At 65.1% G+C, this 26374-nt stretch carries 24 protein-coding genes and 1 pseudogene; 16 read left to right on the forward strand and 9 right to left on the reverse strand.

Features of this window, described 5'->3' with window-relative positions:
- Nucleotides 1–92: 92 nt before the first annotated feature.
- The gene (locus AC628_RS38115; protein ID WP_074131789.1) at nucleotides 93–1199 is read right to left on the reverse strand and encodes a DUF2336 domain-containing protein; all 1107 of its coding nucleotides are present in this window, start codon (nucleotides 1197–1199) and stop codon (nucleotides 93–95) included.
- Between the two features lie 187 nt (nucleotides 1200–1386).
- Nucleotides 1387–2403, reverse strand: a complete 1017-nt coding sequence (locus tag AC628_RS38120) for an adenylate/guanylate cyclase domain-containing protein (RefSeq protein WP_074131790.1) — start codon at nucleotides 2401–2403, stop codon at nucleotides 1387–1389.
- A 135-nt stretch (nucleotides 2404–2538) separates the two neighbouring features.
- Here AC628_RS38120 and AC628_RS38125 point away from each other — a divergent pair, with 135 nt between their 5' ends.
- On the forward strand, nucleotides 2539–2937 hold the full coding sequence (locus AC628_RS38125; RefSeq protein ID WP_245321535.1) for a lysozyme inhibitor LprI family protein: 399 nt from the start codon (nucleotides 2539–2541) through the stop codon (nucleotides 2935–2937).
- Between the two features lie 28 nt (nucleotides 2938–2965).
- A complete protein-coding gene (locus AC628_RS38130; RefSeq protein WP_074131791.1) occupies nucleotides 2966–3199 on the forward strand; it encodes a hypothetical protein in 234 nt (77 codons plus the stop codon).
- A 12-nt stretch (nucleotides 3200–3211) separates the two neighbouring features.
- On the opposite strand, the gene AC628_RS38135 is transcribed toward AC628_RS38130, so the two are convergent.
- Nucleotides 3212–3832 (reverse strand): hypothetical protein, encoded by a 621-nt coding sequence (locus tag AC628_RS38135; RefSeq protein ID WP_074131792.1) that lies wholly within the window; start codon nucleotides 3830–3832, stop codon nucleotides 3212–3214.
- 216 nt (nucleotides 3833–4048) lie between these two features.
- Between AC628_RS38135 and AC628_RS38140 the strand changes: the two genes are divergently transcribed.
- From AC628_RS38140 to AC628_RS38160, 5 genes are all read left to right on the forward strand, one after another.
- Nucleotides 4049–4714: a TetR/AcrR family transcriptional regulator gene (locus tag AC628_RS38140; RefSeq protein WP_074131793.1), complete on the forward strand. Its 666-nt coding sequence runs from the start codon at nucleotides 4049–4051 to the stop codon at nucleotides 4712–4714.
- Nucleotides 4715–4871: 157 nt separating this feature from the next.
- Nucleotides 4872–6584 carry a sulfatase-like hydrolase/transferase gene (locus AC628_RS38145; RefSeq protein ID WP_074131794.1) on the forward strand — a complete coding sequence of 571 codons (1713 nt, stop codon included), beginning with the start codon at nucleotides 4872–4874 and terminating at the stop codon, nucleotides 6582–6584.
- Nucleotides 6585–6848: 264 nt separating this feature from the next.
- The gene (locus tag AC628_RS38150; RefSeq protein ID WP_074131795.1) at nucleotides 6849–8039 is read left to right on the forward strand and encodes a COG1470 family protein; all 1191 of its coding nucleotides are present in this window, start codon (nucleotides 6849–6851) and stop codon (nucleotides 8037–8039) included.
- Entirely contained in the window at nucleotides 8036–9022 is a 987-nt protein-coding gene (locus AC628_RS38155) for an ABC transporter ATP-binding protein (protein WP_074131796.1), read from the forward strand. The genes AC628_RS38150 and AC628_RS38155 overlap by 4 nt, the downstream gene beginning before the upstream one ends.
- Nucleotides 9012–9974, forward strand: a complete 963-nt coding sequence (locus AC628_RS38160) for an ABC transporter permease (protein ID WP_074131797.1) — start codon at nucleotides 9012–9014, stop codon at nucleotides 9972–9974. Before AC628_RS38155 ends, AC628_RS38160 begins: the two co-directional genes overlap by 11 nt.
- Before the next feature lie 105 nt (nucleotides 9975–10079).
- On the opposite strand, the gene AC628_RS38165 is transcribed toward AC628_RS38160, so the two are convergent.
- From AC628_RS38165 to AC628_RS38175, 3 genes are all read right to left on the reverse strand, one after another.
- Nucleotides 10080–11630: an ABC transporter permease/substrate-binding protein gene (locus AC628_RS38165; protein ID WP_074131798.1), complete on the reverse strand. Its 1551-nt coding sequence runs from the start codon at nucleotides 11628–11630 to the stop codon at nucleotides 10080–10082.
- Nucleotides 11627–12415, reverse strand: coding sequence for an ATP-binding cassette domain-containing protein (locus tag AC628_RS38170; RefSeq protein ID WP_074131799.1), 789 nt, complete (start codon nucleotides 12413–12415; stop codon nucleotides 11627–11629). Before AC628_RS38170 ends, AC628_RS38165 begins: the two co-directional genes overlap by 4 nt.
- Before the next feature lie 170 nt (nucleotides 12416–12585).
- The gene (locus tag AC628_RS38175) at nucleotides 12586–12801 is read right to left on the reverse strand and encodes a hypothetical protein (protein WP_074131807.1); all 216 of its coding nucleotides are present in this window, start codon (nucleotides 12799–12801) and stop codon (nucleotides 12586–12588) included.
- A 228-nt stretch (nucleotides 12802–13029) separates the two neighbouring features.
- Here AC628_RS38175 and AC628_RS38180 point away from each other — a divergent pair, with 228 nt between their 5' ends.
- From AC628_RS38180 to AC628_RS38200, 5 genes are all read left to right on the forward strand, one after another.
- Nucleotides 13030–13866 (forward strand): hypothetical protein, encoded by an 837-nt coding sequence (locus tag AC628_RS38180; protein WP_050421106.1) that lies wholly within the window; start codon nucleotides 13030–13032, stop codon nucleotides 13864–13866.
- Between the two features lie 126 nt (nucleotides 13867–13992).
- Complete coding sequence (locus tag AC628_RS38185) at nucleotides 13993–14703, forward strand: hypothetical protein (protein WP_245321537.1); 711 nt, start codon at nucleotides 13993–13995, stop codon at nucleotides 14701–14703.
- A gap of 40 nt (nucleotides 14704–14743) precedes the next feature.
- A complete protein-coding gene (locus tag AC628_RS38190; RefSeq protein WP_074131809.1) occupies nucleotides 14744–15016 on the forward strand; it encodes a DUF3551 domain-containing protein in 273 nt (90 codons plus the stop codon).
- Nucleotides 15017–15135: 119 nt separating this feature from the next.
- A complete protein-coding gene (locus AC628_RS38195) occupies nucleotides 15136–15405 on the forward strand; it encodes a DUF3551 domain-containing protein (protein WP_074131800.1) in 270 nt (89 codons plus the stop codon).
- Between the two features lie 306 nt (nucleotides 15406–15711).
- Nucleotides 15712–19479, forward strand: coding sequence for a C2 family cysteine protease (locus tag AC628_RS38200; RefSeq protein ID WP_074131801.1), 3768 nt, complete (start codon nucleotides 15712–15714; stop codon nucleotides 19477–19479).
- Nucleotides 19480–19512: 33 nt separating this feature from the next.
- On the opposite strand, the gene AC628_RS38205 is transcribed toward AC628_RS38200, so the two are convergent.
- A complete protein-coding gene (locus AC628_RS38205) occupies nucleotides 19513–20436 on the reverse strand; it encodes a ketopantoate reductase family protein (RefSeq protein ID WP_074131802.1) in 924 nt (307 codons plus the stop codon).
- A gap of 168 nt (nucleotides 20437–20604) precedes the next feature.
- Between AC628_RS38205 and AC628_RS38210 the strand changes: the two genes are divergently transcribed.
- A complete protein-coding gene (locus AC628_RS38210) occupies nucleotides 20605–21420 on the forward strand; it encodes an ABC transporter ATP-binding protein (RefSeq protein WP_074131803.1) in 816 nt (271 codons plus the stop codon).
- On the forward strand, nucleotides 21420–22205 hold the full coding sequence (locus AC628_RS38215) for an ABC transporter permease (RefSeq protein WP_074131804.1): 786 nt from the start codon (nucleotides 21420–21422) through the stop codon (nucleotides 22203–22205). The genes AC628_RS38210 and AC628_RS38215 overlap by 1 nt, the downstream gene beginning before the upstream one ends.
- On the opposite strand, the pseudogene AC628_RS38220 reads toward AC628_RS38215, so the two are convergent.
- Nucleotides 22202–23044, reverse strand: a pseudogene (locus AC628_RS38220) (helix-turn-helix transcriptional regulator). The gene AC628_RS38215 and the pseudogene AC628_RS38220 overlap by 4 nt on opposite strands.
- A gap of 92 nt (nucleotides 23045–23136) precedes the next feature.
- On the opposite strand from AC628_RS38220, the gene AC628_RS38225 reads away from it, so the two are divergent.
- The gene (locus AC628_RS38225) at nucleotides 23137–24027 is read left to right on the forward strand and encodes an SDR family oxidoreductase (RefSeq protein WP_074131810.1); all 891 of its coding nucleotides are present in this window, start codon (nucleotides 23137–23139) and stop codon (nucleotides 24025–24027) included.
- A gap of 19 nt (nucleotides 24028–24046) precedes the next feature.
- Entirely contained in the window at nucleotides 24047–24772 is a 726-nt protein-coding gene (locus tag AC628_RS38230; protein WP_210190319.1) for an SDR family oxidoreductase, read from the forward strand.
- 9 nt (nucleotides 24773–24781) lie between these two features.
- On the opposite strand, the gene AC628_RS38235 is transcribed toward AC628_RS38230, so the two are convergent.
- Nucleotides 24782–26107, reverse strand: a complete 1326-nt coding sequence (locus AC628_RS38235; protein ID WP_074131805.1) for a 4Fe-4S binding protein — start codon at nucleotides 26105–26107, stop codon at nucleotides 24782–24784.
- Nucleotides 26108–26374: the final 267 nt, after the last annotated feature.

The raw sequence follows: 26374 nt of genomic DNA on the forward strand, positions 1-26374 counted from the left end.
AGCGAAGCGTAACCCACCCTACGCACCTATAAAAAAGGGTGGGCAATTGCGTTGCCCACCCTTTTTCTTTGCTGCGAAAACGCTGGCGGCGATTATCCCGCCGCCATCGGCTGCTTCTCGATCCGGTTGTGCAGCTGCCAGAACCGCACCGTGCGCTGGGCGGTTTCCAGCGACAGCCGCCGGTAATCGCGGTGCGCGACCTCGAGCGTCGCATGATCGATGGCATGCGGCAGCGGCCGCTTGCGCAGGATGGCTTCGACCGTCGGCCAGTTGAGCTTTGCCGAGCGGCACGGGATCAGCAGCAGGTCGGAGCGCAGCCCGAGCATCAGGCGCTCGATCATCCCGATCGGCATGTCGTTGAGCACGGCGAGCGCAACCGTGACCTCGTCGAACTTGCCGTCCTCGGCGAACTTGTAGACCGCTACATCGTCGAGCTCGTTGAGCTGCTTCATCAGCTTGACCAGCTCTTCGGCGATGCCGTAGTTGCGGCGCGGCGCCGCGGCCTCTTCCTGGGCAATGTCGTTCAGCACCTGGCTGATTTCCTCGCGCGCCCGGGGCGATGCGATCACGAGCAGGCGGGCGCGCACCGTCTCCTTGGCGCGCAGCAGCAGGTCGCGCAGCAGCTTGGCCGGAATATCGATGCGCAGGCCGAGGATCTCGACCAGCTCGTCGTCGCCTTCGGCGCGGGCGACGATCGTGGAATAGCCGTTGTCGGAGAACTCCGCACCGGCGTTCTTGGCGAGGCGCCGGATCACCCTGTCCTCGCCGCGATCGATGATCATGTCGGTGACGAATGCGGGCAGGTTTTCCCGCGCGGAGATCGCGAACAGATGGTCCTGTCCCTTGCTGCTGGCAATCTCGCGCAGTGCGGCGTTTGAGAGGCGGCTGGAGTGGGTCAGCACCTCGCCGGCGACGCCGATGTCGTCGTCCCAGGCAAGGTGATGAATCACATCAAACGGCGCGTAGTCGAGCGGCGCGAGCCGCTTGCTGAGCTCGGCCCGTGCCCGCGTCTCGACGCGCGCCACCAGGAGGCAGAGCACGTCGTCGAACACCTTGACCTGTTCATCGTTGAGGCGGTCGCCGTCGTTCAGGAACAGATCGGTGACCTGCCGCAGCGTCTGCACGCGTTTGGCCGATGTCCCGTCCCGGACCGCATCCTCGAGTTCGGAAATAATCGATTGTGACGCCTGTTGCGTCATCGATGGGCAACCTTGTTTTCTTTGATAACAACAGACTGCAGGATATCGATAGCCACCTTACACCTGCGTTAAGGTGGAACGCGGTGCAAATACGGGTCCGTTGCCATCCTTAACGGGCCGCGACCGGATACGATTCAATTCGTGCTTTCGATGCAACCGCCGAGGCGGGTGCGCTTTAAGGGATTGTTTAGGACGATGCGCGCCGCGCGACGGCGAAGATATCGATCGATGCGGCGCGGCCGCGCAATTGCGTCGCGCCGAGCGGCTCGACCACAAAATCCAGCTCCGACGGCAGCAGGCGAAGCAGCTCGCCGGAGATCAGCAGCGGTCGGTCAGCCTCCTTGCAATGCGCCTGCAACCGCGCCGTGACGTTCACGGTATCGCCGAAATAGGCAATCTGCCGCCGCGAGTCCCCGCATTCGGCGACGACCACCGGACCGGCATGCATTCCGGCCCGGAACGTGGGCGCCACGCCGAACTGCTTGCGATAATAGTCGGCACGCTTGGCGAGGCGATCGGCGATCGCAAACACGCAGCCGAGCCAGCGCAGCGGCTGGCCGGCGTCGACCGGCCAGGTCACGATGACCTCGTCGCCGACATAGGCGTGCACCTCGCCGCCATGCGCCACGATCGGCGCGTCGATGTCGGAGAAGAAGCGCGTCAACAGCTCCTGCACGCGCAGCTCGCCCATCTGTTCCGCCAGCGTCGTCGAGCCGACCAAATCGAGAAACAGCAGCACCCGGTCCTCGCGCACCGGCTGGCGATAGCGTCCAAGCACGACGTTGAGCAGGGTCCGTCCGCCGATCATCCGCACCAGCTCGTAGATCGCTGTGATCGGGATCGATAGCAGCAGGGAGACGCCGATGATCTTCAGGAAGGTTTCGCGGAAAAATTTCGTGTCGATCCCGTGCTCGTTGAGCACGACCTCCAGCACAATCGCGGCAACCGCGACGGTGACGGCGAGGATAACGGAGCGGGCAAGCAACTCGACAATGAGCGGCCGTTGCCGCAGCCAGCCACCGCGCGCGGCCAGATAGAGGTGCGTGGCCCAGACGATCAGGGTGATGGCGGCGCCCTCAATGGCGCTGCGCACGTAGTTCGCGACCGACGCCTCGTTGGGCCGATCGAAGGCATAGCGAAACAGCCCGCCGACGAGCAGGCCGACCACGGCCAGAATGATCACAGGCGTCAGGTTGCGCCGCATGGTGCCTCCACGCCCATGAAATATCCTGCGCGGATCGGGAAGGCCAGCCGGGGTGCGGCCTGACGTGAACGGGATGCATCGTGGGCGCACTCATATATGGTCCGGCTGCAGGACCAATCGGAAAGGGAAGACGGCATGACATCGGCTCTCACGACAGGCGCGCGCGGGCAGAGGGCCATGGTTGCGGCCGCTTTCATCATCGCCGCTTCCTCGGCCCTGGCCGGCGATCAGGACGATCCCGCGCAATCCTGCGATGGCAGCACCTATCAGATGGTCGAATGCCTCAAGGCCAAGACCGCGCAATGGGATAAGCGAATGAACGTCGCCTATCAGCAGGCGCTGAAGGATGCCGCCGGCGACAAGCAGCGCGAGCAGCTGCGCACCGCGCAGCGGCTGCGGATCCAGTACCGTGACGCCAACTGCCTGTATTACGACCTCGGCGAGGGCACCATCGCCCGGCTCGATGCCGGCGAATGCATGCGCAGCATGACGGAAGCCCGCGCCAAGGAACTGGAGAATCTCGGCCATCAGTGAGCCATCTTCCGGAGTCAGGACCGCGGTCATGACCGACGGAAAGAGCCAGGACGAATTGACCCAGCTTGCGGAGGAGGCGCTGCGCGCCCAGCCCGGCTGCGAGACCGCGCGCGTGCCGGCGGTCACCGCGCTCCCCGATGCGCAGATCGGGCGCAACTGGGAGATTCCGAACGTCGTGCTCGGCGACAGCCTGATCAGCGACGTCGATCGCGCGGTGCTGTCGGTTCATCGCCGGCTCGGCCGCAAGTTTCATTTGGTGTGAGCTCTCCTGATCTCAGCCCGCCTGCGCCTCGCGTGGTGCGGGCCGCGCGACCATGCCGATCATCCTGAGCGCGAACACCGCGGCGAGCGGCACGAGAAACAGCGCGTAGAGCGGCATCTCCGGGATCCGCTTGCCGAACGAGACCATGAACTGCAGCAGCAGATAGTAGCCGCCGATCAGATGCAGCCTGCGCCAGGCGCGTGAACCGAGCAGCGCAGCCGTGCGGTCGAACGACGTCGCGGTCAGCGCTATGATGACGAGATAGCCGATGCCGCCGAAGATGTAGGAGACGATGGAGGTCGCGGCCGCGAAGCCGGCCGGATCGAGCATCGCGAACGCGGTGATCGCGACCGCATGGATGGCGTGCGACGCCGCGAAGGTGACGCCGAGATAACGGCGGTTGCGGCGCTGCCAGTGCGTCCAGGCGCCCGGCCAGAGCCGCGCCAGCGCTGCGGCGGAGAAGGCGAGGCAGAACAACAGCAGCGAAGTCCGCGCCGTGAAGCGGATCACCATCCGCACGCCCTCGACCTCGAACTGCCGCATCGCGGCGATCCAGATCGAAAGCCCGATCAGGGTCAGCGTGAGCAGGCCGAACAGCCGCCAGCCCTCGAACCAGTTCCGACGCGTCGTCATGTCGTGCCTCCCGATGTTGATGTAATCACCAGTTACATTTCGCGATCGCGCGCGGTCAATCTGTGTAATCGGTGCTTACATTCACGAGTAGGTGATGCTAGGGAGCATGATCCGGAAAAGTGCGAAGCGGTTTTCCGAAAAGATCATGCTCAAACAAAGAGCTAAAGCGCTATGCGTCGCCCCGCCAAAACTCCGCCTGCTGGTCGCCGACCGGCCATGCCGCGTCCGCCCGCCGCGGCGCGTGCGCCGGCGGCCAAGCCCTACCATCACGGCGATCTCCGCCGTGTCCTGATCGATGCGGCCATGCAACTGGTCGGCGAGGGCGGGCCGGAGGCGGTCAGCGTGCGCGAGGCCGCCCGCCGCGCCGGGGTTTCGCCGGGGGCGCCGTTCCGGCATTTCCCGAGCCGGGATGCCCTGATGAACGTGGTGGCCGAGGAGGCGCAGCGCCGCTTCCGCGCCGAGATCGAGGCGGCGCTGGCTGACGCGCCGCCAGGCGATCCGCTCGGCCGCTTCCGTTGCCTCGGGATCGCCTATCTGCGCTGGGCCATGAAGAACCCGACCCATTTCGAGATCATCTCCAGCCGCCGCTTCTTCGACCACGACCGCTCGGCTGCCGTGTCCAGCGACAATGCAGAGTTGATCGGCCTGACCGAGCGCCTGCTGGCGGAGGCATTTTCCGCCGGTCAGCTCGGGATGCGTGATCTGAAGCAGGTCCAGATCGCCGGCCGCGCGCTGGTCTATGGTTTTGCGCGGATGCATCTCGACGGCCATTTGCCGCGCTGGGGCGTCGGCGAAGCGGAGGCCGAGCGGATGGCCGCCGACATCCTCGACCTCTTCATCGCGGGCATCGCCAGCCGCGCTGCGCCCTCGGCCAAGGTCTGAGGCGTGCTGCACCGGTCGGGCGGGCAAATTCATTGCGCGTTCATGATGATTCAATTACGATTTTATGACACGGCGCAGACACCGGCTGTGCGGTGTGCCTCCTGGCCTTTGCCAGTCAAGGCCGTGGCATTGCGCCGGGTAGTATTGCGTCCCGCCCATGGCGCCCGCGCCTCAGCAAAACTCTTCGGTTGCCGCACTGGCCGGCGGTCTCGCCGCGATCGGCATCTGGCGGTTGACGGCGGTCGCCGCACCGCATCTCGGCGCGTTGATCCTGATGTTGCGGACCGAGACCGATTTCGGCTCGCGGCTCTGCTTCCTGCTCGCCTGGGGGATCCTCAACTTCCTGTTCATCGCGCTGCTGCGCCGGCCGGCGCTGTCGGGCGCGCTGTCGTTGACGCTGGTCGTGGTGCTGGTGCTGCTGTCGCGGTTCAAGCACGACGTGGTGCAGATGACCGCGAACTTCGTCGACCTGATGGTGATCGATCGCGACACCGCCGCGTTCATGCTCACGATCTTTCCGAACCTGCGCTGGTCGATCATCGGTGCCGGCCTGGTCACGCTGCCCCTGATGTACGCGCTGTGGTGGCTCGATCCGTTCCGCATCCGCCGCCTGCCGGCCGCGGCCGCCTGCCTTGCCTGCACCGCGGCGCTTTCGGGCTATGCGTTCGCCTGGCCGGATGAAGCCTGGCGCGGCTATTACGACGACGGCTACCTGTCGAAGTTCGCGCGCTCCGGCGTGACGGCGGTGTCGGACTTTGTCGCCTATGGCTTCATGGAGTCGGATCCCTCGGCGAGCGATCTGCTCAAGATGCCGCTGGTCGAAGCCTGCCATCCCGCCGGGCGACGGCCGAACATCATCATGATCCATGATGAATCGAGTTTCGACATCCGTACCGCACCCGGCGTCAAGGTGCCGCCCGGCTATGGCGGCCAGTTCAAATCCTATGACGGCGTCGAGCGCAAATTCCTTGCCGAAAGCAATGGCGGGCCGAGCTGGTTCACCGAGTACAACGTGCTGGCGGGATTGTCCTCGCGCTCGTTCGGCCGGTTCGCCTATTTCGTCACCCGCATCGCGTCGGGCCGGGTCGAGCGCGGCCTGCCGCTGGCGCTGCGCCGCTGCGGCTACGATACGCTGTCGCTATATCCGGCGTTCGGCGCCTTCATGAGTGCGCGCAGCTTCCAGACCACGACCGGCATCCAGCATTTCTACGACGCGCATGATCTGCATGCAAAGGACGTCGAGCCCGACAGCTTCTTCTACGACAAGGCGCTGAAGCTGATGGCCGAGCAGAAGACGCTCAGTGCGCCGCTGTTCACCTTCGTCTATCTCGCCGCCAATCATTTCCCCTGGGAGACGAAATTCCGTCCCGAGCTGCTGCCGTCCTGGAAGCGGCCGGGCAATACGCCGTCGGTCGATGAATATCTGCGCCGGCAGACCATGAGCGCCAACGACTATGCCGGCTTTGTCGCGGCGCTGAAGAAGAAGTTCCCGGCGCAGCCGTTCCTGATCGTGCGCTACGGCGATCACCAGCCGGAGTTCTCGCCGCAGCTGCTCGATCCCGAGCTCGACGAGGCCGGCATCGGCAAGAAGCTGATGGATTACGATCCGCGCTACTACGCGACATATTACGCGATCGATGCCGTCAACTTCGAGCCGGTGAAGAGCCCGGCGGTGATGGACACGATCGATGCCGCCTATCTGCCGCTGGTGATTCAGGAAGCCGCCGGCATTCCGCTCGATCCCTCGTTCGAGGAGCAGAAGGCGATCATGCTTCGCTGCAACGGCGCGTTCTATTCCTGCAGGGATGGCGCGGAGGCGCGCCGCTTCAACCGCCTGTTGATCGACGCGGGGATCATCAAGGGACTTTGAGCATGCTTCGCGCCGGAACGTTCCGGCCGCGGCATGCGCAGTCGCAACGACTGATCCGCACATCAAGGCGATCGCGTCACGAACTAGACTAACGTCGGTAGACGAAGGTCGCCTGCGCGAAACCGCGTGCATTACTCATTTGTAATTACCTCGCCGAGATTTCGTCACGATTGGCTCGATGATCGGTCGCGCCGCTGCCACGATGTTCATCGGCGCGCAGCGTCAAATCAACCAATCCCGCCCTTCTTGCAGGAGTGTTTGCCCATGCGAGCGCTCGATGTTGCGCGCCTTGTCGTCGCCTTCGGACTTGCTGTTCCCCTTGCTGGTTCTCTTGCCATTCCCTCAGCCTATGCCGCCGAGCCGCCTCACGACATCAAGGGGCTCTACATGATGACGGACTATCCGGCCGTCACCATCAGGCCCGGCACCACGTCCAACATCTCGCTGCGTTTGCAGAACTACGATCTCGGTCCGCAGCGCTACAAGCTTTCGGTCGAGGGCGTGCCGAGCGGCTGGACCGCGACGCTGCTCGGCGGCGGCCAGCCGGTTGCGGCCGCGATGCCGGCGCCCGACTCCAGCGTGCCGTTGCAGCTTCGGCTCGACGTACCCGCCAATGCTTCGCTCGCCGAGCAGACCTTGACGGTGAAGGCCGAAGGGCAGGGCAGCGAGGCAACGTTGCCGATCGTGGTCGCGCTCGCCAAGGAGCTGCCGGCCAAGCTGACGGTGTCGTCGAAGCTTCCCGAATTGCGCGGCAGCCCGAAATCGAACTTCGAGTACACGCTGACCATCAAGAACGACAGTGGTCGCAACCTGGTCGCGAGCTTTGCCGCGGCGGCGCCGCAGAACTTCGAGACCTCGTTCACCGAGGCCTATGGCACACAGGAACTGTCCTCGATCCCGATCGATGCCGGGCAGTCCAAGGACATCAAGCTCAAGGTGCGGCCGCCGAGCGCGATCGATGCCGGGCATTTCCCCGTCAAGGTCACGGTCAACGCCGAGGATGCGACCGCGCAGACCGAGGTCGCGCTCGACGTCGCCGGCCAGCCGCAGCTCCAGCTCTCCGGCCGTGACGGGCTGCTCAGTGCGCGCGCGGTCGCCGCCGAGCAGAGCACGATCCCGGTTGTCGTCACCAACAGCGGCACCGCGCCGGCCGAGAATATCGAGCTTGCCGCGACCGCGCCGAGCGGCTGGAAGGTCACGTTCCAGCCCGCCAAGATCGAGCGGCTGGTGCCCGGCAAGGATACCGAGGTTCAGGCATTGGTGACGCCGAGCGACAAGTCGCTCGCCGGCGACTACCAGGTCGGAATGCGCGCCACCTCGCGCGGCGAGACGGCCTCGAGCCAGTTCCGCGTCACCGTGAGCACGTCCACCGTCTGGGGCATGGCCGGGGCCGGCGTGATCGGCGTCGCGCTGCTGTTGATGCTGGGCGCCGTTGCGAGGTTCGGACGGCGATGAGCGAGCAGCAGAACCACACTGCTGCAACACGGCCGGAGGCCGTCATCGCAGCACGCGATCTCACCAAGCGCTACGGCAAGACCAGTGTCGTCGACGCCATCAACTTCGACATCGCCAAGGGCGAGGTGTTCGGGCTGCTCGGCCCGAACGGCGCCGGCAAGACCACGACCATCCTGATGATGCTCGGGCTCACCGAGATCTCGGCCGGCCGGGTCAGCGTGCTCGGCTTCGATCCGGCGCGGCAGCCGCTACAGGTGAAGCGGCGGGTCGGCTACCTGCCCGACGCCGTCGGCTTCTACGACCATCTGACCGCGGTGGAGAACCTTGCCTACGCCGCCAAGCTGATGGGGCTCGGGGTGGCCGAGCGGTCGCGGCGGATCGCGGCCGCGCTGACCTGCGTGCGCCTGCTCGACGTCGCCGACAAGCGGGTTGCGACCTTCTCGCGCGGCATGCGGCAGCGCCTCGGGCTTGCCGAGATCATCGTCAAGCGCGCCGAGATCGCGATCCTCGACGAGCCGACCTCGGGTCTCGACCCGCAGGCGACGATCGAATTCCTCGACCTGATCAGGGAGTTGAAGGCCGAGGGCGTCACCGTGCTGCTGTCCTCGCACATGCTCGACCAGGTCCAGCGCGTCTGTGACCGTGTCGCGCTGTTCCGTGTCGGGAAGATCGCGATGATGGGCTCGGTGGCCGAGCTCTCGGTCCAGGTGCTGGGCGCGGGCTTCGTCGTCGAGGTCGAGGCCGACGGCGCCGGGATTGCCCGGCGGCTTGCGGCGATCCCGGGCGTCGGCAATGTCGAGACGCTCGCCGATGACCGCTTCCGTATGACCGCCGACCGCGACGTGAGGGCCGATGCGGCACGCGCGGTGGTGGCGGCCAACGGCGCGCTGCGGCGGCTCTCGGTCGATGAGCCGAGCTTAGAGGCGATCTACGCTCGTTGCTTCCAGGTCCCCCCGTCAGGAGGCGTGCGCGATGCGGCGTGAAGGTTCAGCATTCCAGGGCGTCGGGGCCGTCTTCGTCAAGGAGCTGTCCGACAACATCTCGAGCGTCCGCATGCTGATGCTCGAGCTTCTGATCGTGGTCACAGCAATGGCGGCGCTCTACGAGGCGATCGCCGCGCTGCGCCAGAACACCGCGGAGGATCCGTTCCTGCTGCTGCGGCTGTTCACGGTGAGCCAGGCGCCGCTGCCGTCCTTTGTCGCCATCCTCGGCTTCCTGATCCCGCTGATGGCGATCGGGCTCGGCTTCGACCTGATCAACAGCGAGCACAACCGCTGCACGCTGTCGCGGATCCTGGCGCAGCCGATCTATCGCGATGCGCTGCTGCTCGGCAAATATCTCGCCGGGCTCGCGACCATCGCGATCAGCCTGACCGCGCTGTGGCTGTTGGTGATTGGGCTCGGCCTGATCTTCCTTGGCGTGCCGCCGGGCGGCGAAGAGATCTCCCGCTCGCTCGCCTTCCTGGTGATCGCGATCTTCTATGCCGGGGTCTGGCTGTCGCTCGCGATGCTGCTCTCGATCGTGTTCCGCTCGCCGGCGACCGCGGCATTGGTGGCGCTCGGCATCTGGCTGTTCCTGACCGTGCTGTGGCCGATGCTGGCGCCGGCGATCGCGCAAGCCATCGTGCCGCCGGATCCGCGCTTTGCCGTGCTCGGGCTCGACACGCCGGGCACCGCGATCTGGACCCAGCTGCTGCAGCGCTTTTCACCAAATGATCTGTTCGGCGAGGCGATGCTGGCGGTGCTGTCGCCGACCACGCGCACGCTCGGCCCGGTGTTCCTCGACCAGATCCGCGGCGCGGTGATGGGCGCCCCGCTGCCGTTCGGCCAGAGCGTGATGATCGCCTGGCCGCAGACGGTCGGCCTGATCGCCTGCACCATCGTGCTGTTCGTCGCAGGTTACGTCCTGTTCCAGCGTCAGGAGGTGAGGGCGTAAGGAATCCAACCTCGTCATTGCGAGCGAAGCGAAGCAATCCATCTATCCGCGTGTGGGGAGCAATGGATTGCTTCGTCGCTATCGCTCCTCGCAATGACGATAGCGCTAGCGCGGCCCGACCTTTTCCCACAGCCAGCGCGCCACGGCGTCGGGCGATGATGATGCATCGTTGCCCGACGCGCGCAGATTGGCCTCGCGCATTGCGGCGATGCCGATCTTGCCGAGCACCGGCCGCAGCGCCGCCTTGAGCGCCTCGTCGTCGTGCCGTTTCGGCGACAGCAGCACGATCGCGTCATAGGGCGGGATCGCGTGCCTGTCGTCCGCGAGCGTGACCAGGTCGTACTTTGCGATCAGCCCGTCGCTCGTATAGCCCGCGATGACGTCGACCTCGCCGGAGGCAACCGCGGCATACATGAAATCCGGCTGCATCGTCCGCTGGGCGCGGAACGTCAGCCCATAGGCCTTCTGGATCCCGGCCCATTCCGGCCGCGAGAAGAATTCATAGTCGCCGGCGATCGACATCGTCGCGGCGTGCGAGGCGAGGTCGGCGATCGAATGGATGCCGAGCTCATTGGCGCGTTTCTTCGGCATCACCAGCGCATAGGCATTCTCGAAGCCGAGCTCGCCGAACAGCGTGATGTCCTGCATCGCCAGCGTCGTCTTGAGCTCGCTCAGCAACTCGGCGCGAGGCCTGATGTCGCTGTGGTGGAACTGGTTGGCCCACAGCGTGCCGGAATAATCGACATAGACGTCGATATCGCCGGCAGCGAGCGCATCGAAGATGACGTTGGAGCCGAGGCCGGCGCGGGTCGTCGTCGGAAGACCGGCCGCTTGCAGCCGCTGCGCCATCAGCGCCGACAGCACATATTGCTCGGTGAACGTCTTGGCGCCGACCACGTAGCGCGCCTGCGGACGTGCGAGCGCCGGAACCAGCGTCGCCGCGATCAGCGCGGCAATGCCGAGCCCGCCGAGCGCGGCGCGGATGCGGCTGCGATTGCGCAGGCCGTTCTCGATCAGCGCCAGCATCTGGTCGACGACCAGCGCGAGCACCGCGGCGGCGAAGCAGCCGAACAGCACGAACACCCAGTTCTGGGTCTGTAGCCCCGCGAAGATGTAATTGCCGAGGCTGGTCTGGCCGATCGGCGTCGACAGCGTCGCGGTGCCGATCACCCACACCGCGGCGGTGCGAATCCCCGCCATCATCACCGGCAGCGCCAGCGGCAGCTCGACCATGGTGAGCGATTGCCGCGGCGTCATCCCGACGCCCTCGGCGGCCTCCAGCACCGCCGGATCGACGCCCGACAGGCCGGTGATGGTGTTGCGCAACACCGGCAGCATCGAATAGAGCGCGAGCGCCAGCACCGCCGGCAGGAATCCGAAGGCGGAGAAGCTGAAGCCGAGCCATGCCGTGGTCACAGCAGTGAGCGCCAGCAGCAGCGGATAGAACAGCGCGAGCAGCGCCAGACCCGGCACGGTCTGCACGATGCTGGCAAGCCCGAGCAGCGCGCCGCGCAGCACCGGCCGGTTGCGGGCGATGATCGCAAGCGGCAGGCTGATCAGAAGCCCGAGCGCCAGCGCGGCGACGCTGACCCGGACATGATTGCCGAGGTAGTCGGGCAGATGCGCAAGCGCCTCGCTCCAGCGTGGATCGCTCATGCCGTGCCGTCCCGCGGCAGCAATGCGCCGAGGCGCTCGGCCTGCCGTCGCGGCGTGCGCAGGAGTTCGCCGACATAGGCATCGCTGTTGGCCGCGAGCTCCGCTGCCGTGCCCAGGGCGAGCAGCCTGCCGCCGCGCATCACCGCGACCCGATCGGCCAGCAGCAGTGCTTCGGTCATGTCATGGGTGATCATGACCGTGGTCAGGCCGAGCTCGCGATGCAGGGTTCGATAATCGTCGCCGAGCGCGTCGCGGGTCAGCGGATCGAGCGCGCCGAACGGCTCGTCCATCAGCACGATGCGCGGCTTCGCAGCCAGCGCACGCGCGACGCCGACGCGTTGGCGCTGGCCGCCGGAGAGCTCGTGCGGCAGGCGGTCGCGATGTTGGGCATGGTCGAGCCGCACGAGAGCGAGCAGTTCGTCGACCCGCGCTGCGATCTCCGCCTGCGGCCAGCCGAGCAGTCTTGGCGTGATGCCGATGTTGCCCGCGACGCTGAGATGCGGAAACAGCCCGCCGTTCTGGAAGACATAGCCGATGCGGCGCCGCAGCAGGATCGGATCGAGGCGGCTGACGTCTTCGCCCTCGACGGCGATCTGGCCGCGGTCGGCCTCGATCAGGCGGTTGGCCAGCCTGAGCAGCGTCGTCTTGCCGGAGCCCGAGCCGCCGACAACAGCCAGAAATTCACCCTCGGCGACGTCAAGCGAGACGTCGTCGACCGCCACCACGCGACCATTGTCAAAACTCTTGCCGACATGCGCGTAGGCGATCAACGGCGTTGCGGGCATTCTCTGGCCATTCCTGGACGACCTCAGGTCTCTCACCATCGTGAACGACAGTGATAGCCCATAAAATGGACTTTGACTTGAGGTGCACGCGCCTGCATCACGCGGTTTCGCAGGCTGTTCCAGTTGGGCAGGCGAAGCGGGTCAGCCCCCTCGGGGGCTGTGAGCACACATCACACTTCGTTCTTGGGTACGTATTTGCCCATGATGCACTTATAGCTCTGCAAGCGCCAATCGTGATACGGCCCCTTGGCGAGCCAGTCGGCGATGCCGATTTGGGCACTGACGGCGCAGGCGCCCATGGTGATGCCGGATTGGTCGCTGTTGGTGACGACTTTTTCCATGCAGAGCTGAGCATTGCAGAGGATGGCGACGAGCGTAACGAGCATGATGGTGTTTATCCGTAGGATTAACCCGGTCTGAACCGAATCATGCACGGTTCATGCCATTATCAGCGACTTTGGTGTCACAGCCGGCAAGACCGGGAAAGTACGGCTGAACGAATCGCGTGCCCGCCAGCGCGTAGCCGCACGCCCGCAGATAAGCTATAATTGCTCCCCAACTACGACGTGAGATCGGGGCGAGTGAGGAACGTTGCGCGGTCGGGGGCTGCATCGATGATGACGTTACCTGAGTTGGCGGCAGGTGCTTTGGAGAAGTTTCTCGCCACCCATGTCAGCCGCACCTTCGGGGCCTCGCAGGCCCGGTTCGGCGAACTGTTGCCGGCTGCCGCGCGCATCGCGCTGGAATGCATCGGCAACAGCGACGCGCTCTACCACAATGTCGAGCACACGATGCTGGTCACGCTGGCCGGGCATGACATCATCCGTGGCCGCGCGCTGCATACCCATGTCACCGCGGAGGATTACACCCACACGATCATCGCCTGCCTGACGCACGACATCGGCTATGTGCGCGGCCTGCTGAAGGGCGATGGACCGGATGGATACGTCATCGATGCGTCAGGCAACAAGGTCGTGCTGCCGCGCGGCTCGTCGGATGCCGGCCTGATGCCGTATCACGTCGACCGCTCCAAGCTCTATGTGCTCGACAGGCTCGAGGCGGTGCTGCCGCTCGATCGCGAGCGCGTCGCGCGCAACATCGAGGGCACGCGGTTTCCGTCGCCCGAAGGCCAGCAATATGACGACGAGGCGGCGATCGTGCGGGCGGCCGATTTCATCGGGCAACTCGGCGATCCCAACTACATCAGGAAAGCCAACGCGCTCTATCACGAGTTCGAGGAAGTCGGCATCAACCGCCAGCTCGGCTATGAATCGCCGGCGGATATCGTCGACCGCTATCCGCAATTCTACTGGAATATGGTTGCGCCGCACATCCAGGGCGCCATCAACTGCCTGAACATGACGGCAAGCGGCCGTCAGTGGATCGCGAACCTCTACAGCAACGTGTTCCGTGCGGAGCGCGAGGTCACTCTGTCCGGCCCGCAAATCTGACGCAAGGCGCGAGGGCCGCGGCCTTTCCAGCACGGCTTGCCCTGCGTTCCCCGGTCGACTGCGGGGCTTCCACATTTAGGCCCGCTTCTTCGTTGCACAGTCCGTGGAAATCGGCGACCTTGCGCCATGGACTTCTCCAACGACCGTGTTCTCGACCGTTTCAGCATGATCTCCCGTTTCGCTCAATTGATTGCGGTTGCCGTCGTCTGCTGGCCTGCGCTCGCGGTGGCCGCCGGCCCGGTCTACGACGTCGACCTGTATGCATTGATGTCTGGCACCTGCCGCAATGTCACCGTCGCCGGCCGCAACTATACCTGCAAGGCGGTGGCCTATTTCCACACCCTGCGCGGCCGTTCCGAATTCACCGTGGTGCTCGACGATCCCGCCGACAAGAGCCACATCGTCTCGTTCTCCGGCGAGAGCACCGAGCGCACCCAGGACAATCTGTTCGAACTCGCCGTCGATCGCATGTTGCTGAAGTCGAGCGACCGTCCGCGTGTCGACGGCCTGCCGGTGCCGCTGGTCGAGATGTCGACAGGCTCCTGTCGCCAGGTTGGAAGCTTCGTCACGCGGCAGGTGTCGACCATCACCTGCGCTGCCACTGACCAGAACGGCAGGAAGTACGATCTCAGCTTCGAGTCGGATGGCTCGCCGATGACCCTGCGCCGGTTGCGGCAATCGACGCTGCCGTCGGAGCGGCAGCGGGCGCGCCAGATCGCGCAGCTCGAATGCCGGCTCAAGGCGCGTGCCGCGCAGGTCCTGCCGCGGGACACGACGGCCTTCATGATCCGCTGTCTGGGTGAAGACGACGGCAAGCCGGCCGGCGAACAGCGATAGCCGGGTCCGCGCGGTCCGCACCAAGCTGGAGGAGCACGCGATGCGCTTGAAACTCACCATGCTCGCCGCCATCGGCGTTGGCATCGCCGGGCCCGCCGCTGCGCAAATGTACGATCCGAATTATCCGGTGTGCATGGAAGTCTATGGCGGCCGGCTGACGCCCGAATACATCGATTGCAGCTTCACGTCGCTCCCGCAATGCCAGGCAACGGCGTCAGGGCGATCGGCGACGTGCTCGGTCAATCCCTTCTACAAGGGCCCGAGACCGCAGCCCAGGGAGCGGGTCAAGCGACACCGCCAACCGGCCAATTAGCGCGCTCGCGCATCGGCAGGTCGTCAGCGTGTGATGGGCCGCATGGCCGTCGCGCCGCCCCTGATGTTGACTAACTCCGGCAGTTGTGGGGAACCTCCCGCCACGACAAGGAGAGACCGATGCGCCTGAAACTGTTCGCGATCGCCGCAGCTGCGGTCGCCCTGGCCGGACCTGCCGCCGGGCAGGCCTACGATCCGAACTATCCAGTGTGCATGCATGTTTATGAGGGCCGGCAGGGCGGAAACTACATCAATTGCAGCTTCACCTCGATCCCGCAGTGCCAGGCCACCGCCTCGGGCCGGAGCGCGATCTGCTCGGAGAATCCCTTTTTCGCGCCGCCGCCACCCCCGAAACGCCGGGCGTACCGCGGACGGCATCACGCGCGCTGACGCGGGGCCGCCCCGCACATCGAACACCAGCCGCAGGACCCGTGCCTCGGGGAAGCCGCACCCGGCCGCTATCTCCGGCCGCGGGCGCCGTATCAGGCAGACATTAACGAATCCTCACGATAATGCGGGTTCCCTTGGTTGACGGCCGCGTTCGGCAAGATCGACACACACTTCGAATTCGGCCACAACTAACGCGATAGTTACATATTCCATTGCTGGATTCGTCTCGACGGGACGCATGCACCCTCGCCAGGATCGGCCTGGTCGGCAGCAATCAGATCGCGTCAAGACTTGCGAAGGAATTCCATGACTGCAAGCTGGGTCTATTCCCTGGTCGACAGCGGCATCAAGTCCGACATGCTCAACTTTGCTGCGGACGGGGTTTTCACCTACACCGAAGCCTATGACTTGCTGGCCGACGTCGCCAATCGCGGCAGCGTGACCGCGAATGAGCTGAACTCGCTGCAGGTGATTGCGGCCAATCTGAACAGCGGTCTTTCCACATCGGACTATGTCTCCCATCTTTTCCTCCAGCTCGTTGACGGCAATCCGGCGAACGCCACCTGGACCGGGGGCAGTACGATACATGTCACGCTAGGCAATCTGCAGGTCGGCACGACGTCGACGCAGATGTCCGAGCTGATCGGAAAATGGTTCTTGGGAACCGATCTTCCGGATCCGACCTTGCCGCCGGATGCGAACGGCTGGACATTGCAAGGCTACAGCGCAGTTGTCGGACCGTTGTATTCCTCGGCGGGCGCAGCCACCGTCAACGACATCTGTCAGGGAGCCGACGGCGATTGCGAACTGATGTCGGGATTGATCGACGTCGTCGTCTTTCATCCCCAGGTCCTGAGTTCCATGTTCGTCGACAATGGAAACGGCACCTATGGCGTGCGCTTCTATGTCAATGGGCAGGAGACATGGGAAACCGTCAACGGCGTGTTTCCGACCGTCAATGGGACCGAACTCGACTATGCCCACAACTACAATGAGCAACCCACTGCAATGTGGGTTGCCTTGGTGGAAAAGGCATATGCGCAGCTCAGCGCAACGGGGCAAATCGGGCACCCGGCGGTCAACAGCTACAACAACATCTCCGCGGATCCCCCAACCGACGTCCTGGAGAATCTGACCGACGCGACGAGCGTCAACTATTACATGAGCAGCGCGTCCAATTGGTATAGCAACAAGTCTGTCTATATCGCGGCGCTCGCCAGCTACGATGACGTCATCCTCGAGATTCCTTCGACGTCGCCGTACACCTATGACAGCGCCGGAAATATCCAGCTGGTCCCGGATCACGCTTTCGGAGTTGTCGGCTATGACAGCTCGACGGGCAATTTCATCGTTCGCAATCCATGGGGCAACAGCTATCCCGGCCAGAACTGGGATGTGCAGTTCGAAGTATCGCTCACCCAGATTGCCAGCGAGGGCGGCGACTTCGTCATCGACAATTCCGGCGCCGTCGATGTCGCGCCGACCGTGGTCGCGTCCAACATAACCGGCCGCGTGCAAACCTCGCTTGCAGCATCGTCCATGTTCTATGTGACGAGCGGTACACTGCCCGTAATCGAGTATGGGCTTTGGGACTCCACCGGAAACGGCCATTTCACCGTGGGCGGGGTCGCGCAGGCAAACGGGGTCGAGATCGACGTCGCTGCGTCACAGTGGTCCAACATTGCCTATCAGTTCGGTCCCGCGAGCGACCAGCTGTGGGTGCGGGCGTTCAATGGCGTATTCTGGAGCACCTGGGCCGAATTCACGGCGGTCCCGGAAGGGCCCGTGGTGACGGTCGCAAACGTGACGGCATCGCACGGCCAGAGCTTTGCCGCGTCGTCGCTGTTCACCTACTACGATCCGTTCGGCCTCGCAGCCACCCAATACGACGTCTGGGACGCCGGCACCGGCGGCGGCCACTTCGTTCTGAACGGGGTGGCGCTTGCCGCCAATCAGGACAACTACATCACGGCCGCGCAGCTGTCGTCATTGACCTATCAGTCGGGCTCGGGCGCAGACACGCTCTGGATCCGGGCCAACGACTCGACGGTGTGGGGACAGTGGTCGAACGCCTTTACCGTCACTGCTCCGGTCGACAGCGGTCCCGTCGCGATGGTGTCGAACGTCGTCGCGGCTCACGGCCAGAGTTATGCGGTCTCGTCTCTGTTCACCTATTACGACCCGTTCAGCAGTCCTGCAACGCTGTATGACGTCTGGGACAAGGGAACAGGTGGCGGCCACTTCGTCCTGAACGGGGTGGCGCTGTCGGCCAACCAGGACAACTACATCACGCCCGCCCAGTTGGCGTCGCTCAGGTATCAATCCGGCTCCGGCACCGACACGCTCTGGATCCGGGCCAATGACGGCACGGTGTGGGGCGCGTGGTCGAATCCCTTCACCGTCAGCGCCCCTGTCGACAGCGGGCCTGTTGAGACGGTGTCGAACATCGTCGCGCCTCACGGCCAGAGCTACGCGGCCTCGTCGCTGTTCACCTACAGCGATCCGTTCAACAGCCCCGCCGTCGAGTACGATGTCTGGGATAGCGGCACCGTCGGCGGGCACTTCGTTCTGAACGGGGTGGCGCTGCCGGCCGGTCAAGACAACTACATCACGGCAGCGCAGCTCGCCTCGCTCAACTATCAATCCGGCTCCGGCATCGACACGCTCTGGATCCGGGCCAATGACGGTACGGTGTGGGGGGCATGGTCGAGCGCCTTCACGGTCAACGCTCCGGTCGACAGCGGGCCTGTTGAGACGGTGTCGAACATCATCGCGCCTCACGGCCAGAGCTATGCGGCCTCGTCGCTGTTCACCTACAGCGATCCGTTCAACAGCGCTGCGACCCAATATGATGTTTGGGATACGGGCACAGGCGGCGGGCACTTCGTTCTGAACGGGGTGGCGCTGTCCGCCAATCAGCACAACTACATCACAGCCGCGCAGCTGTCGTCATTGACCTATCAATCCGGTTCTGGGACCGACACGCTCTGGATCCGGGCCAATGACGGCACGGCGTGGGGGGCATGGTCGAGCGCCTTCACCATCAATGCTCCGGTCGACAGCGGACCCGTCGAGACGGTGTCGAACATTGTTGCCGCTCACGGCCAGAGCTATGCGGCCTCGTCGCTGTTCGCCTACAGCGATCCTTTCAACAGCGCTGCGATCCAATATGACGTCTGGGACACCGGCACGGGTGGCGGGCACTTCGTTCTCGGCGGCTCGCCGCTTGCGCCCAGCCAGGACAATTATGTCACGGCAGCCCAGTTGGCGTCGCTGACCTATCAATCCGGCTCGGGCGCGGACACGCTATGGGTCCGCGCCAACGACGGCACCGTCTGGGGAGCATGGTCAAGTGCGTTCACCGTGACTGCGCCGGTCGACACCGGTCCCGTTCTGACTCCGACCCATTCGAGCACGCTGTCCGTTCAAGGCCAGACCTTCGCGGTGTCCTCGCTCTTCAGCTATTCGGATCCGTTCGGCAGTTCCGCGACATCGTATGATGTCTGGAATAGTGGAGGCGGGAACGGCTACTTCACGCTGAACGGTGTTGCTCTCGGAGCAAATCAGGACAACATCGTCTCGGCCTCGCAGCTCTCCCAGCTTGCGTATCACGTCGGATCGGGCACCGACACGCTCTGGATCAAGGCCAATGACGGGACCGTCTGGGGCGCCTGGTCCAGCGCCTTCACGATCAGCGATCCCTCGATCATTCCGGCCGGACAGACCCTCGAGCTTGCCTCAGCGAGCGCGGCTCACATCTCCTTTGCATCGGACTCCGGGACGCTCAGGCTCGACGACCCCGCCAGCTTCTCCGGCACCGTCGCCGGCATGACGGGAGCCGACGCGATCGATTTCGCCGACATCAATTTTGTGGCTGGGCAGACCGTGGGCTTTACCGGCAACAGCACAGGCGGATCGGTCACGGTCTCGGACGGCGTCCACGCCGCCAGCATCGCCTTGCTCGGAAACTACATGGCATCCACCTTCGTCGCCGCGAGCGACGGACACGGCGGCACGGCCATCACGGTGCATCCCGATCAGGTCGCCACGCTCGCCCCACCGCAACATGCTTGAGCGGGGCTGCGGCTGCAAGCCGCGGCCGCCTGCCTACGCAGGCGTGCCCATCGCATAGGGCTTCAGCACCGCATAAAGGAAATCGTGCGTCGGGGTCGGCACGCCGAGCTTGCTGCCGAGCTCGACCACCTTGCCGTTCAGCCAGGGTAGTTCGAGCCGGTTGCCGCGCTCGAGATCGAGCGCCATCGACGCCTTCATCGCCGGCGGCGCGTGTCCGATGAAGTCGAGCACTTTCGCAAGCGGGTCCGGCGGCAGCTTGATGCCGCTGGCATTGGCGATGGCGATGATCTCCTCGCAGGCCGATACGAAAAGCGGGCGCAGATCGGGATCGTCGCGCAGCCTGCCGATCGGCTGGCGCGTTACCGCAGTCATGCCGGCATTGGTGGCGAGACCTACGAACTTCATCCAGAGCTCGGTGTTGATCTGCTCGCTCAGCGTCGCATCGAACCCGGCCTTCAGGCAGAGCTCGAGCAGCGCCTTGCCGCGCGGCGTGATCCGGCCGTCGAGCTCGCCGAAGATCATGCGCATGAAGGTGCCGACCTGGTTGATCACGCCGGGCTTGATGATCGAGGCCGAGATCTGCGCCACGCCGCCCATCACGGCATTGCGACCGAGGATCGGGATCAGCCGGTCGGGCGCGTCGATGCCGTTCTGCAGCGGGATCACCGCGGTGTCGGCACCGACCATGGGCTTGATGTGCTCGCCTGCACTTTCGACATCCCATAGCTTGACGCAGAACAGCACGATATCGACCGGGCCGACGCTTGCGGGGTCGTTGGTCACCTGGGTCGGGACCAGATGGCTTTCGCCGCGGCCGCCCTGAACCTTCAGGCCTTCGCTGCGCATGGCGGTGAGGTGGGCGCCGCGTGCGATGAAGGTGACGTCGGCGCCGGCATGTGCGAGGGCCGCACCAAAGCCGCCGCCGACACCTCCGGCGCCTACCACTGCGATCCGCATGATTGTCTCCTTCTACCGCGTTGGCCCGCAGCCTCGACGATGTTGTTGCAATGCGCAACCCGATTTGCCTGAAAACTGCGTGACCACGGCCTGCGCCATCTTCATGCGTTGAACTTGCCGGCCCGAACCGGTAAGCCATCTCCGAAAATTTCGGGAGGAATCGTGGCGATGACGGAGCCGACGGCGGTCGCGCTTGACGGTGCGACGGTGGCGTTTCGGTTGGCGGACGGACGCGTCTACACTGCGGTCGAACAGGCCAATCTTTCAGTTGATCACGGCGAATTCGTCGCCATTGTCGGTCCGACCGGATGCGGGAAGTCGACGCTGCTCAACGTGACCGCGGGGCTGTTGAAGCCCGCCGCAGGAACGGCGCGGATCTTCGACAAGCCGCTGAACGGCCTCAACCGCGACGCCGGCTACCTGTTCCAGGCCGATGCGCTATTCCCCTGGAAGACCGCGATCGACAATGTCGCGATCGGGCTCGAGATCCGGGGCACGCCGCGCGCTGATGCGCTCGCGCGTGCGCAGAGGTGGCTGACCTCGGTCGGGCTCGGCGCGTTCGCGGGCCGCTATCCGCACATGCTGTCGGGCGGCCAGCGCAAGCGCGTGGCGCTGGCGCAGGTCCTGATCCGCGATCCGAAGATCCTCTTGATGGACGAGCCGTTCGGCCCGCTCGATGCCCAGACGCGGCAGATCATGGGCAATCTGCTGCTGGAATTGTGGACCGCCGACCGCAAGGCGGTGCTGTTCGTCACCCATGATCTCGAGGAGGCGATCGCGCTCGCCGACCGCGTCGTGATCATGTCGGCCGGTCCTTCGGCGCGCATCATCGGCGACTGGCGCATCACGCTGCCGCGGCCGCGCGACATCGCCGAGGTCAGGATGGAGAAGGACTTCCATGCCCTGCACCGCGAGATCTGGGGCGTGCTGAAGGACGAGGTGATGAAGGGCTATGTGCAGTCGACGCAGGCGGGAGCCGCCTGATGTCGCGCGTCACATTGCTGGCCCTGCAGGTCCTGGTCGCCGTCGTCACGCTGGCCCTGTGGCAGGTCTTTTCCACCGTGCCTGTGTTCGGCAAGGTGCTGCTGCCGCCGTTCTTCTTCTCCAACCCGGTCGACGTCTTCAGCCAGATTGTAAAGTGGTTCTCGACCGGGGTGATCTGGAAACATCTTGCGATCACGCTGTGGGAATCGATCCTCGCCTTCGTGATCGGCTCGGCCGGCGGCATCCTGGTCGGCTTCTGGTTCGCACGGCAGCCGCGCGTCGCCGCGGTGTTCGATCCCTATGTGAAGATGGTCAACGCGCTGCCGCGCGTGGTGCTGGCGCCGATCTTCGCGCTGTGGTTCGGGCTCGGCGTCTGGTCCAAGGTCGCGCTCGGCGTGACCCTGGTGTTCTTCATCGTGTTCTTCAACGTCTATCAGGGCGTCAAGGAAGTGCCGACCACGGTGCTCGACAATGGCCGCATGCTCGGCATGAACGAGCGGCAGCTGATGCGCCACGTCTACTGGCCGTCGGCGCTGTCCTGGATGTTCTCCTCGCTGCACACCTCGGTCGGCTTTGCCGTGGTCGGCGCGGTGGTCGGCGAATATCTCGGCTCCGCGGCCGGCCTCGGCTACCTGATCCAGCAGGCCGAAGGCGTGTTCGACGTCGCCGGCGTGTTCGCCGGCATGTTCGTGCTGTCGGCCTTCGTCATCCTGATCGACATGGGCGTGACGATGGTGGAGAAGCGGCTGCTGGTGTGGCGGCCGACGGCGGCGGCGCGGGATTAGGCCTTCGCAGGCTGAGCCTCCATCAGCCCGCGGATCTTCTCCGTCACCTCGGGGTCGATCGGATTGTAGACGATCATGCTGAGGTCGGACCGGCCGTCGACTGCGAAGGCCGAATACTCGAACTTGACCGGGCCGAGGATCGGGTGCCGGAGCTGCTTGACGCCTTCGCCATGGGTACGCACGTCGTTGTCGCGCCACAGTGCCGCGAATTCCGGGCTCAGCCGGCAGAGTTCGTCGACCTAGGGTTGCACCTCCGCAGCGGCGCCAGCGCGCATCGCGTCCACCCTGAAGGCGCCGACGACAAAGCGCGCTACGCTGGCCCAGTCGTGTTGCGCGGCCCGGACGCGCGGATCGAGGAACATGAAGCGCAGCACGTTGCGCTCGCGCGGCGGCAGCGATCCGTAGTCCGTCAGCATCACGGTCGCGGCCCGGTTCCAGGCGACGATGTCCCAGGTCGCGGTCCTGACCACCGCGGGGCGCGGCTCCAGCGCATCGAGCACGCGTTGCAGTCGCGGCGTTACACCTTCACTTCTTTGGTAGCGCGCCTCGGGCGTGCGGCCGAGGCCGAGCAGGAACAGATGCTCGCGTTCGACATCGGTCAGCATCAGCGCCCGCGCGATGCGGTCGAGCACGTCGGCCGACGGCGCGCCGCCGCGGCCCTGTTCGAGCCAGGTGTACCAGGTCGCTGAGATGTTGGCGCGCTGCGCCACTTCCTCGCGGCGTAGCCCAGGGGTGCGCCGCCGCTCCGGCGGAAAGCCGAAGGTCGCCGGATCGAGCTTGCTGCGTCGGTCCTTCAGGTAGACGCCGAGCAGGTTCTCATGCGCGAGCGGTTCGCTCATCCTGTTAGTCGTTATACCATGATAAGGTCACTACTTTACCAGGATAGCGCGGCAGCCCAGATTTGTCTCCAGCAAAACCTGGAGACTTGCTGATGCGCGTGTTTGTCACTGGAGCGACCGGCTGGGTCGGCTCGGCAGTTACCAATGATCTGATTGCCGCCGGCCACAAGGTGCTCGGCATGACCCGTTCCGACAGGGGGGCCGAAGCGCTCGCCGCCGCCGGCGCCGAGGTCCACTACGGAACGCTGGAGGATCTCGACAGCCTGAAGAGCGGCGCCGCGCAAGCCGATGCGGTGATCCACTGCGCCTTCAACCACGACTTTTCGAGATTCGCCCAGAACTGCGCGGATGATCGCCGCGCGATCGAGACTTTGGGCGTCGTGCTCGAAGGCTCGAAGCGGCCGTTGATCACCACCTCGGGCGTCGCACGGGTGGCGCAGGGGCGCGTCGCGACCGAAGACGATCCGCCGATTCCCGTCTCCGAGGCCTATCCGCGTGCGTCCGAGGCGACGACGATGGCCGTGGCAGCGCGCGGCGTGCGTGCCGCCGTCGTGCGGCTGCCGCCCTCGGTGCATAGTCATGGCGACCACGGTTTCGTGCCGCGCCTCATCGCCTTTGCGCGTGAGAAGGGCGTCTCTGCCTATATCGGCGAGGGACAGAACCGCTGGCCCGGCGTGCACCGGCTGGATGCGGCGCGGGTCTACCGGCTGGCGCTCGAGCGCGGCGTCGAGGGCGGGCCGTTCCATGCCGTCGCCGATGAGGGCGTGCCGTTCAAGGCGGTCGCCGAGGTCATCGCGCGCCGGCTCGACGTTCCGCTGGTGTCGAAGTCTCCGGAGGAGGCGGCCGAGCATTTCGGCATGTTCGGCCGGTTCGTCGCCTTCGATGTGCCGACCTCGAGCGCGCGGACGCGGTCGCGGCTCGACTGGCAGCCGCAGCAGCCCGGCCTGCTCGCCGACATCGATCACCCCGCTTATTTCGCGTAAGGCGCGGCGGAGCACGACCATGACAGACGCCATGATGTCGCTCGCCGGCAAGCGCGTGATCGCAATCGGAGGATCGTCGGGGATCGGCTTTGCCGTCGCCGCGCTCGCGCGGGAGCGGGGCGCGGAGGTGGTGATCGCCTCCAGCAATGCCGCCAATGTCGATGCCGCGGTCACGCGGCTGCCGGGATCCTCGGGCCTCACCGTCGATCTGCGCGACGAAGCCGGCGTGTCGCGCTTCTTCGAACAGGTCGGCGGCTTCGATCACCTCGCGATCACCGCAGGCGATCAGGGCCTGCCGGCGTTCGGCGCGGTGCGCGATCTTGATCTTGGCGTCGCGCGCGAGGCGCTTACCCTCCGCTTCTGGGGCTCGCTTGCGGCGGTCAAGCACGGCAGCCGCGCGATCGCGCCGAACGGATCGATCACGCTGACCGGCGGCATGCTGGCGCATCGTCCGCAAAAAGGCATGCCGTTCGTGACCGCGGCGGCGGGCGCGATGGAGAGCCTGGCCCGCGGCCTTGCCGTCGATCTCGCGCCGGTCCGCGTCAACGCCGTGTGCCCGGGACTCATCCTCACTGAACGCGTCAGGCAAATGCCGGAGGAGAGGGTGAGCGGCTATGTGGCAGGCTTGCCATTGCCGCGCGCCGCATCGCCTGATGAGGCGGCCACCGCCTATGTCTATCTGATGTTGAACAGCTACGTGACCGGGCAGACCCTTGCGGTGGATGGCGGCGGCCTGTTGGTGTGAGTAGCGCGCTCAGAGCGGGAAGCACCGCATATAGGCCGCGAACAGCTTCTCGTCGTTATGGCTCACCAGCCCGGCGGCGATTGCATCGGCAAGATCGAGATCGCGGTTTTGCACGCGCAGCCAGGCCTGGGTGTCGGCCGTGATGGACAGGGCCGCCTCTCCAACGTGTCGCCCCGGCACCACCTGCAAATCCCGGCCCTTGATCGCGACCGTCATGTCCAGCGCACTCGCCCCGGTGAAGCGCAGATGCGTGACGAAATCCAGACCGCGCGCCCGGCCGCGCTGGAAGCCGAGCGACAACGAGAAGATATAGGCCTGGATGCTGCCGGTATGCCGGCCGGACGTGACATGCTGCATCTTCTTGTGCGGAAAGCGCCGCGTCACCGTGTCCTCGGCGTCGGTATCCGGGAGCACGTAGACGAACTCGTCCTTGTCGATCAGCGGCTGCACCACCTCGGCGAAATGCGCGTCGCGATCGCTGAGGAAGGGCCCGATCACGTCTTCGCCGGCCGGACAGGCCGAGATGCAGTAGGCCGCCTTGTAGCCCGGCTTGAACGACAGCGATTGCCAGATGTTCAGCGTCTCGGTGCGGGGCACGCGGGCGCGATAATCCCTGGCGTCCTTCGAATCCGCGACCTTCTCGACCCACTGGGTGAAGTTGCCGAGAAAGTCGTGATAATTGTGGGTGTGGCAGGACAGGAAGTCGAAGCCGCCGTCGGGCTTGATGGCGCCGACCGGGCAGGCGGCGACGCACAATTTGCATTCCAGGCAGGGATTGTAGTCGATCGGATGGTCGTGGGCGTCCACCTCGCAGCCGAGCAGGACAGTGCCGAGCAGGACGAAGCTGCCGAATTTCGGGTGGATCACGCTGCGATGGATTCCCATCCGGCCGAGGCCGGCTTCGACCGCGATCGGCTTGTGCTGGACCATCATGATCCTGGGCAGGTCCATCTCCATCGGGAAGGCGGCGACTGAGTTGCAGGCCGGGATGCCGTGCTCGTCGAGCGCGCGAACGATGGCGCGGGCGGTCTCGTTGACGTGGTCGTAGGTGCCGTGGAATTCCTCATTGGCGACCGATCGCGACGGCGAGCGCACCGGCTCGCGGTTCATGTGGCAGGCGATCGCGAGCAGGGACCGCGTCCGGCCGTAGACTTTTCGGATGAAGTCCCGCTGCGGCGCGATGGCGGCGCGCTCGAACTCGATGATGCCGACGTCGTCGGCGCCGCACTCCCGCGCAATCCGCTTGAGCAGTTCCGATGACACCGGGACGTCGCGGACGTGCTGGCTGCTGCGCGCCCGCACAGCCCTGACCGTGGGGTGATCATCCAGGCTCATGGTCCTGCTCTCCATGAAATTACGATCGTCATATTATGGAGTGGTGGGACGTGAGGCAAGTGAATTATCTGTCGATCGTCAGGTCATGGAACTGGCGTCCTGGAAGCGGGCAGGTTTGCAATTGCCCGAATGACGCTTTTACCCAGCAAGTGAAGCCAGCTCCGTCATCCTGAGCAACCGTTAGCTTGCGGGGTGCATCGGCTGCCACGGAGTGCCGCGAGCGACGACAGTATTGATGAAGATGAGGAGCTTACGGGCGCAGGCGAC

This window comes from Bradyrhizobium sp. NAS96.2, from assembly GCF_001908235.1.
GTDB lineage: Bacteria > Pseudomonadota > Alphaproteobacteria > Rhizobiales > Xanthobacteraceae > Bradyrhizobium.

Bases quoted from the DNA above. Each gene is read 5' to 3' on its own strand.
- AC628_RS38125 (WP_245321535.1), top strand. From the start codon at position 2,539: ATGACATCGGCTCTCACGACAGGCGCGCGCGGGCAGAGGGCCATGGTT.
- AC628_RS38170 (WP_074131799.1), bottom strand. From the start codon at position 12,415: ATGCCCGCAACGCCGTTGATCGCCTACGCGCATGTCGGCAAGAGTTTT.
- AC628_RS38195 (WP_074131800.1), top strand. From the start codon at position 15,136: ATGCGCCTGAAACTGTTCGCGATCGCCGCAGCTGCGGTCGCCCTGGCC.
- AC628_RS38205 (WP_074131802.1), bottom strand. From the start codon at position 20,436: ATGCGGATCGCAGTGGTAGGCGCCGGAGGTGTCGGCGGCGGCTTTGGT.
- AC628_RS38190 (WP_074131809.1), top strand. From the start codon at position 14,744: ATGCGCTTGAAACTCACCATGCTCGCCGCCATCGGCGTTGGCATCGCC.
- AC628_RS38135 (WP_074131792.1), bottom strand. From the start codon at position 3,832: ATGACGACGCGTCGGAACTGGTTCGAGGGCTGGCGGCTGTTCGGCCTG.
- AC628_RS38200 (WP_074131801.1), top strand. From the start codon at position 15,712: ATGACTGCAAGCTGGGTCTATTCCCTGGTCGACAGCGGCATCAAGTCC.
- AC628_RS38210 (WP_074131803.1), top strand. From the start codon at position 20,605: ATGACGGAGCCGACGGCGGTCGCGCTTGACGGTGCGACGGTGGCGTTT.
- AC628_RS38175 (WP_074131807.1), bottom strand. From the start codon at position 12,801: ATGCTCGTTACGCTCGTCGCCATCCTCTGCAATGCTCAGCTCTGCATG.
- AC628_RS38225 (WP_074131810.1), top strand. From the start codon at position 23,137: ATGCGCGTGTTTGTCACTGGAGCGACCGGCTGGGTCGGCTCGGCAGTT.
- AC628_RS38145 (WP_074131794.1), top strand. From the start codon at position 4,872: ATGGCGCCCGCGCCTCAGCAAAACTCTTCGGTTGCCGCACTGGCCGGC.
- AC628_RS38185 (WP_245321537.1), top strand. From the start codon at position 13,993: ATGGACTTCTCCAACGACCGTGTTCTCGACCGTTTCAGCATGATCTCC.
- AC628_RS38160 (WP_074131797.1), top strand. From the start codon at position 9,012: ATGCGGCGTGAAGGTTCAGCATTCCAGGGCGTCGGGGCCGTCTTCGTC.
- AC628_RS38130 (WP_074131791.1), top strand. From the start codon at position 2,966: ATGACCGACGGAAAGAGCCAGGACGAATTGACCCAGCTTGCGGAGGAG.
- AC628_RS38155 (WP_074131796.1), top strand. From the start codon at position 8,036: ATGAGCGAGCAGCAGAACCACACTGCTGCAACACGGCCGGAGGCCGTC.
- AC628_RS38120 (WP_074131790.1), bottom strand. From the start codon at position 2,403: ATGCGGCGCAACCTGACGCCTGTGATCATTCTGGCCGTGGTCGGCCTG.
- AC628_RS38215 (WP_074131804.1), top strand. From the start codon at position 21,420: ATGTCGCGCGTCACATTGCTGGCCCTGCAGGTCCTGGTCGCCGTCGTC.
- AC628_RS38115 (WP_074131789.1), bottom strand. From the start codon at position 1,199: ATGACGCAACAGGCGTCACAATCGATTATTTCCGAACTCGAGGATGCG.
- AC628_RS38230 (WP_210190319.1), top strand. From the start codon at position 24,047: ATGACAGACGCCATGATGTCGCTCGCCGGCAAGCGCGTGATCGCAATC.
- AC628_RS38180 (WP_050421106.1), top strand. From the start codon at position 13,030: ATGATGACGTTACCTGAGTTGGCGGCAGGTGCTTTGGAGAAGTTTCTC.
- AC628_RS38150 (WP_074131795.1), top strand. From the start codon at position 6,849: ATGCGAGCGCTCGATGTTGCGCGCCTTGTCGTCGCCTTCGGACTTGCT.
- AC628_RS38235 (WP_074131805.1), bottom strand. From the start codon at position 26,107: ATGAGCCTGGATGATCACCCCACGGTCAGGGCTGTGCGGGCGCGCAGC.
- AC628_RS38165 (WP_074131798.1), bottom strand. From the start codon at position 11,630: ATGAGCGATCCACGCTGGAGCGAGGCGCTTGCGCATCTGCCCGACTAC.
- AC628_RS38140 (WP_074131793.1), top strand. From the start codon at position 4,049: ATGCCGCGTCCGCCCGCCGCGGCGCGTGCGCCGGCGGCCAAGCCCTAC.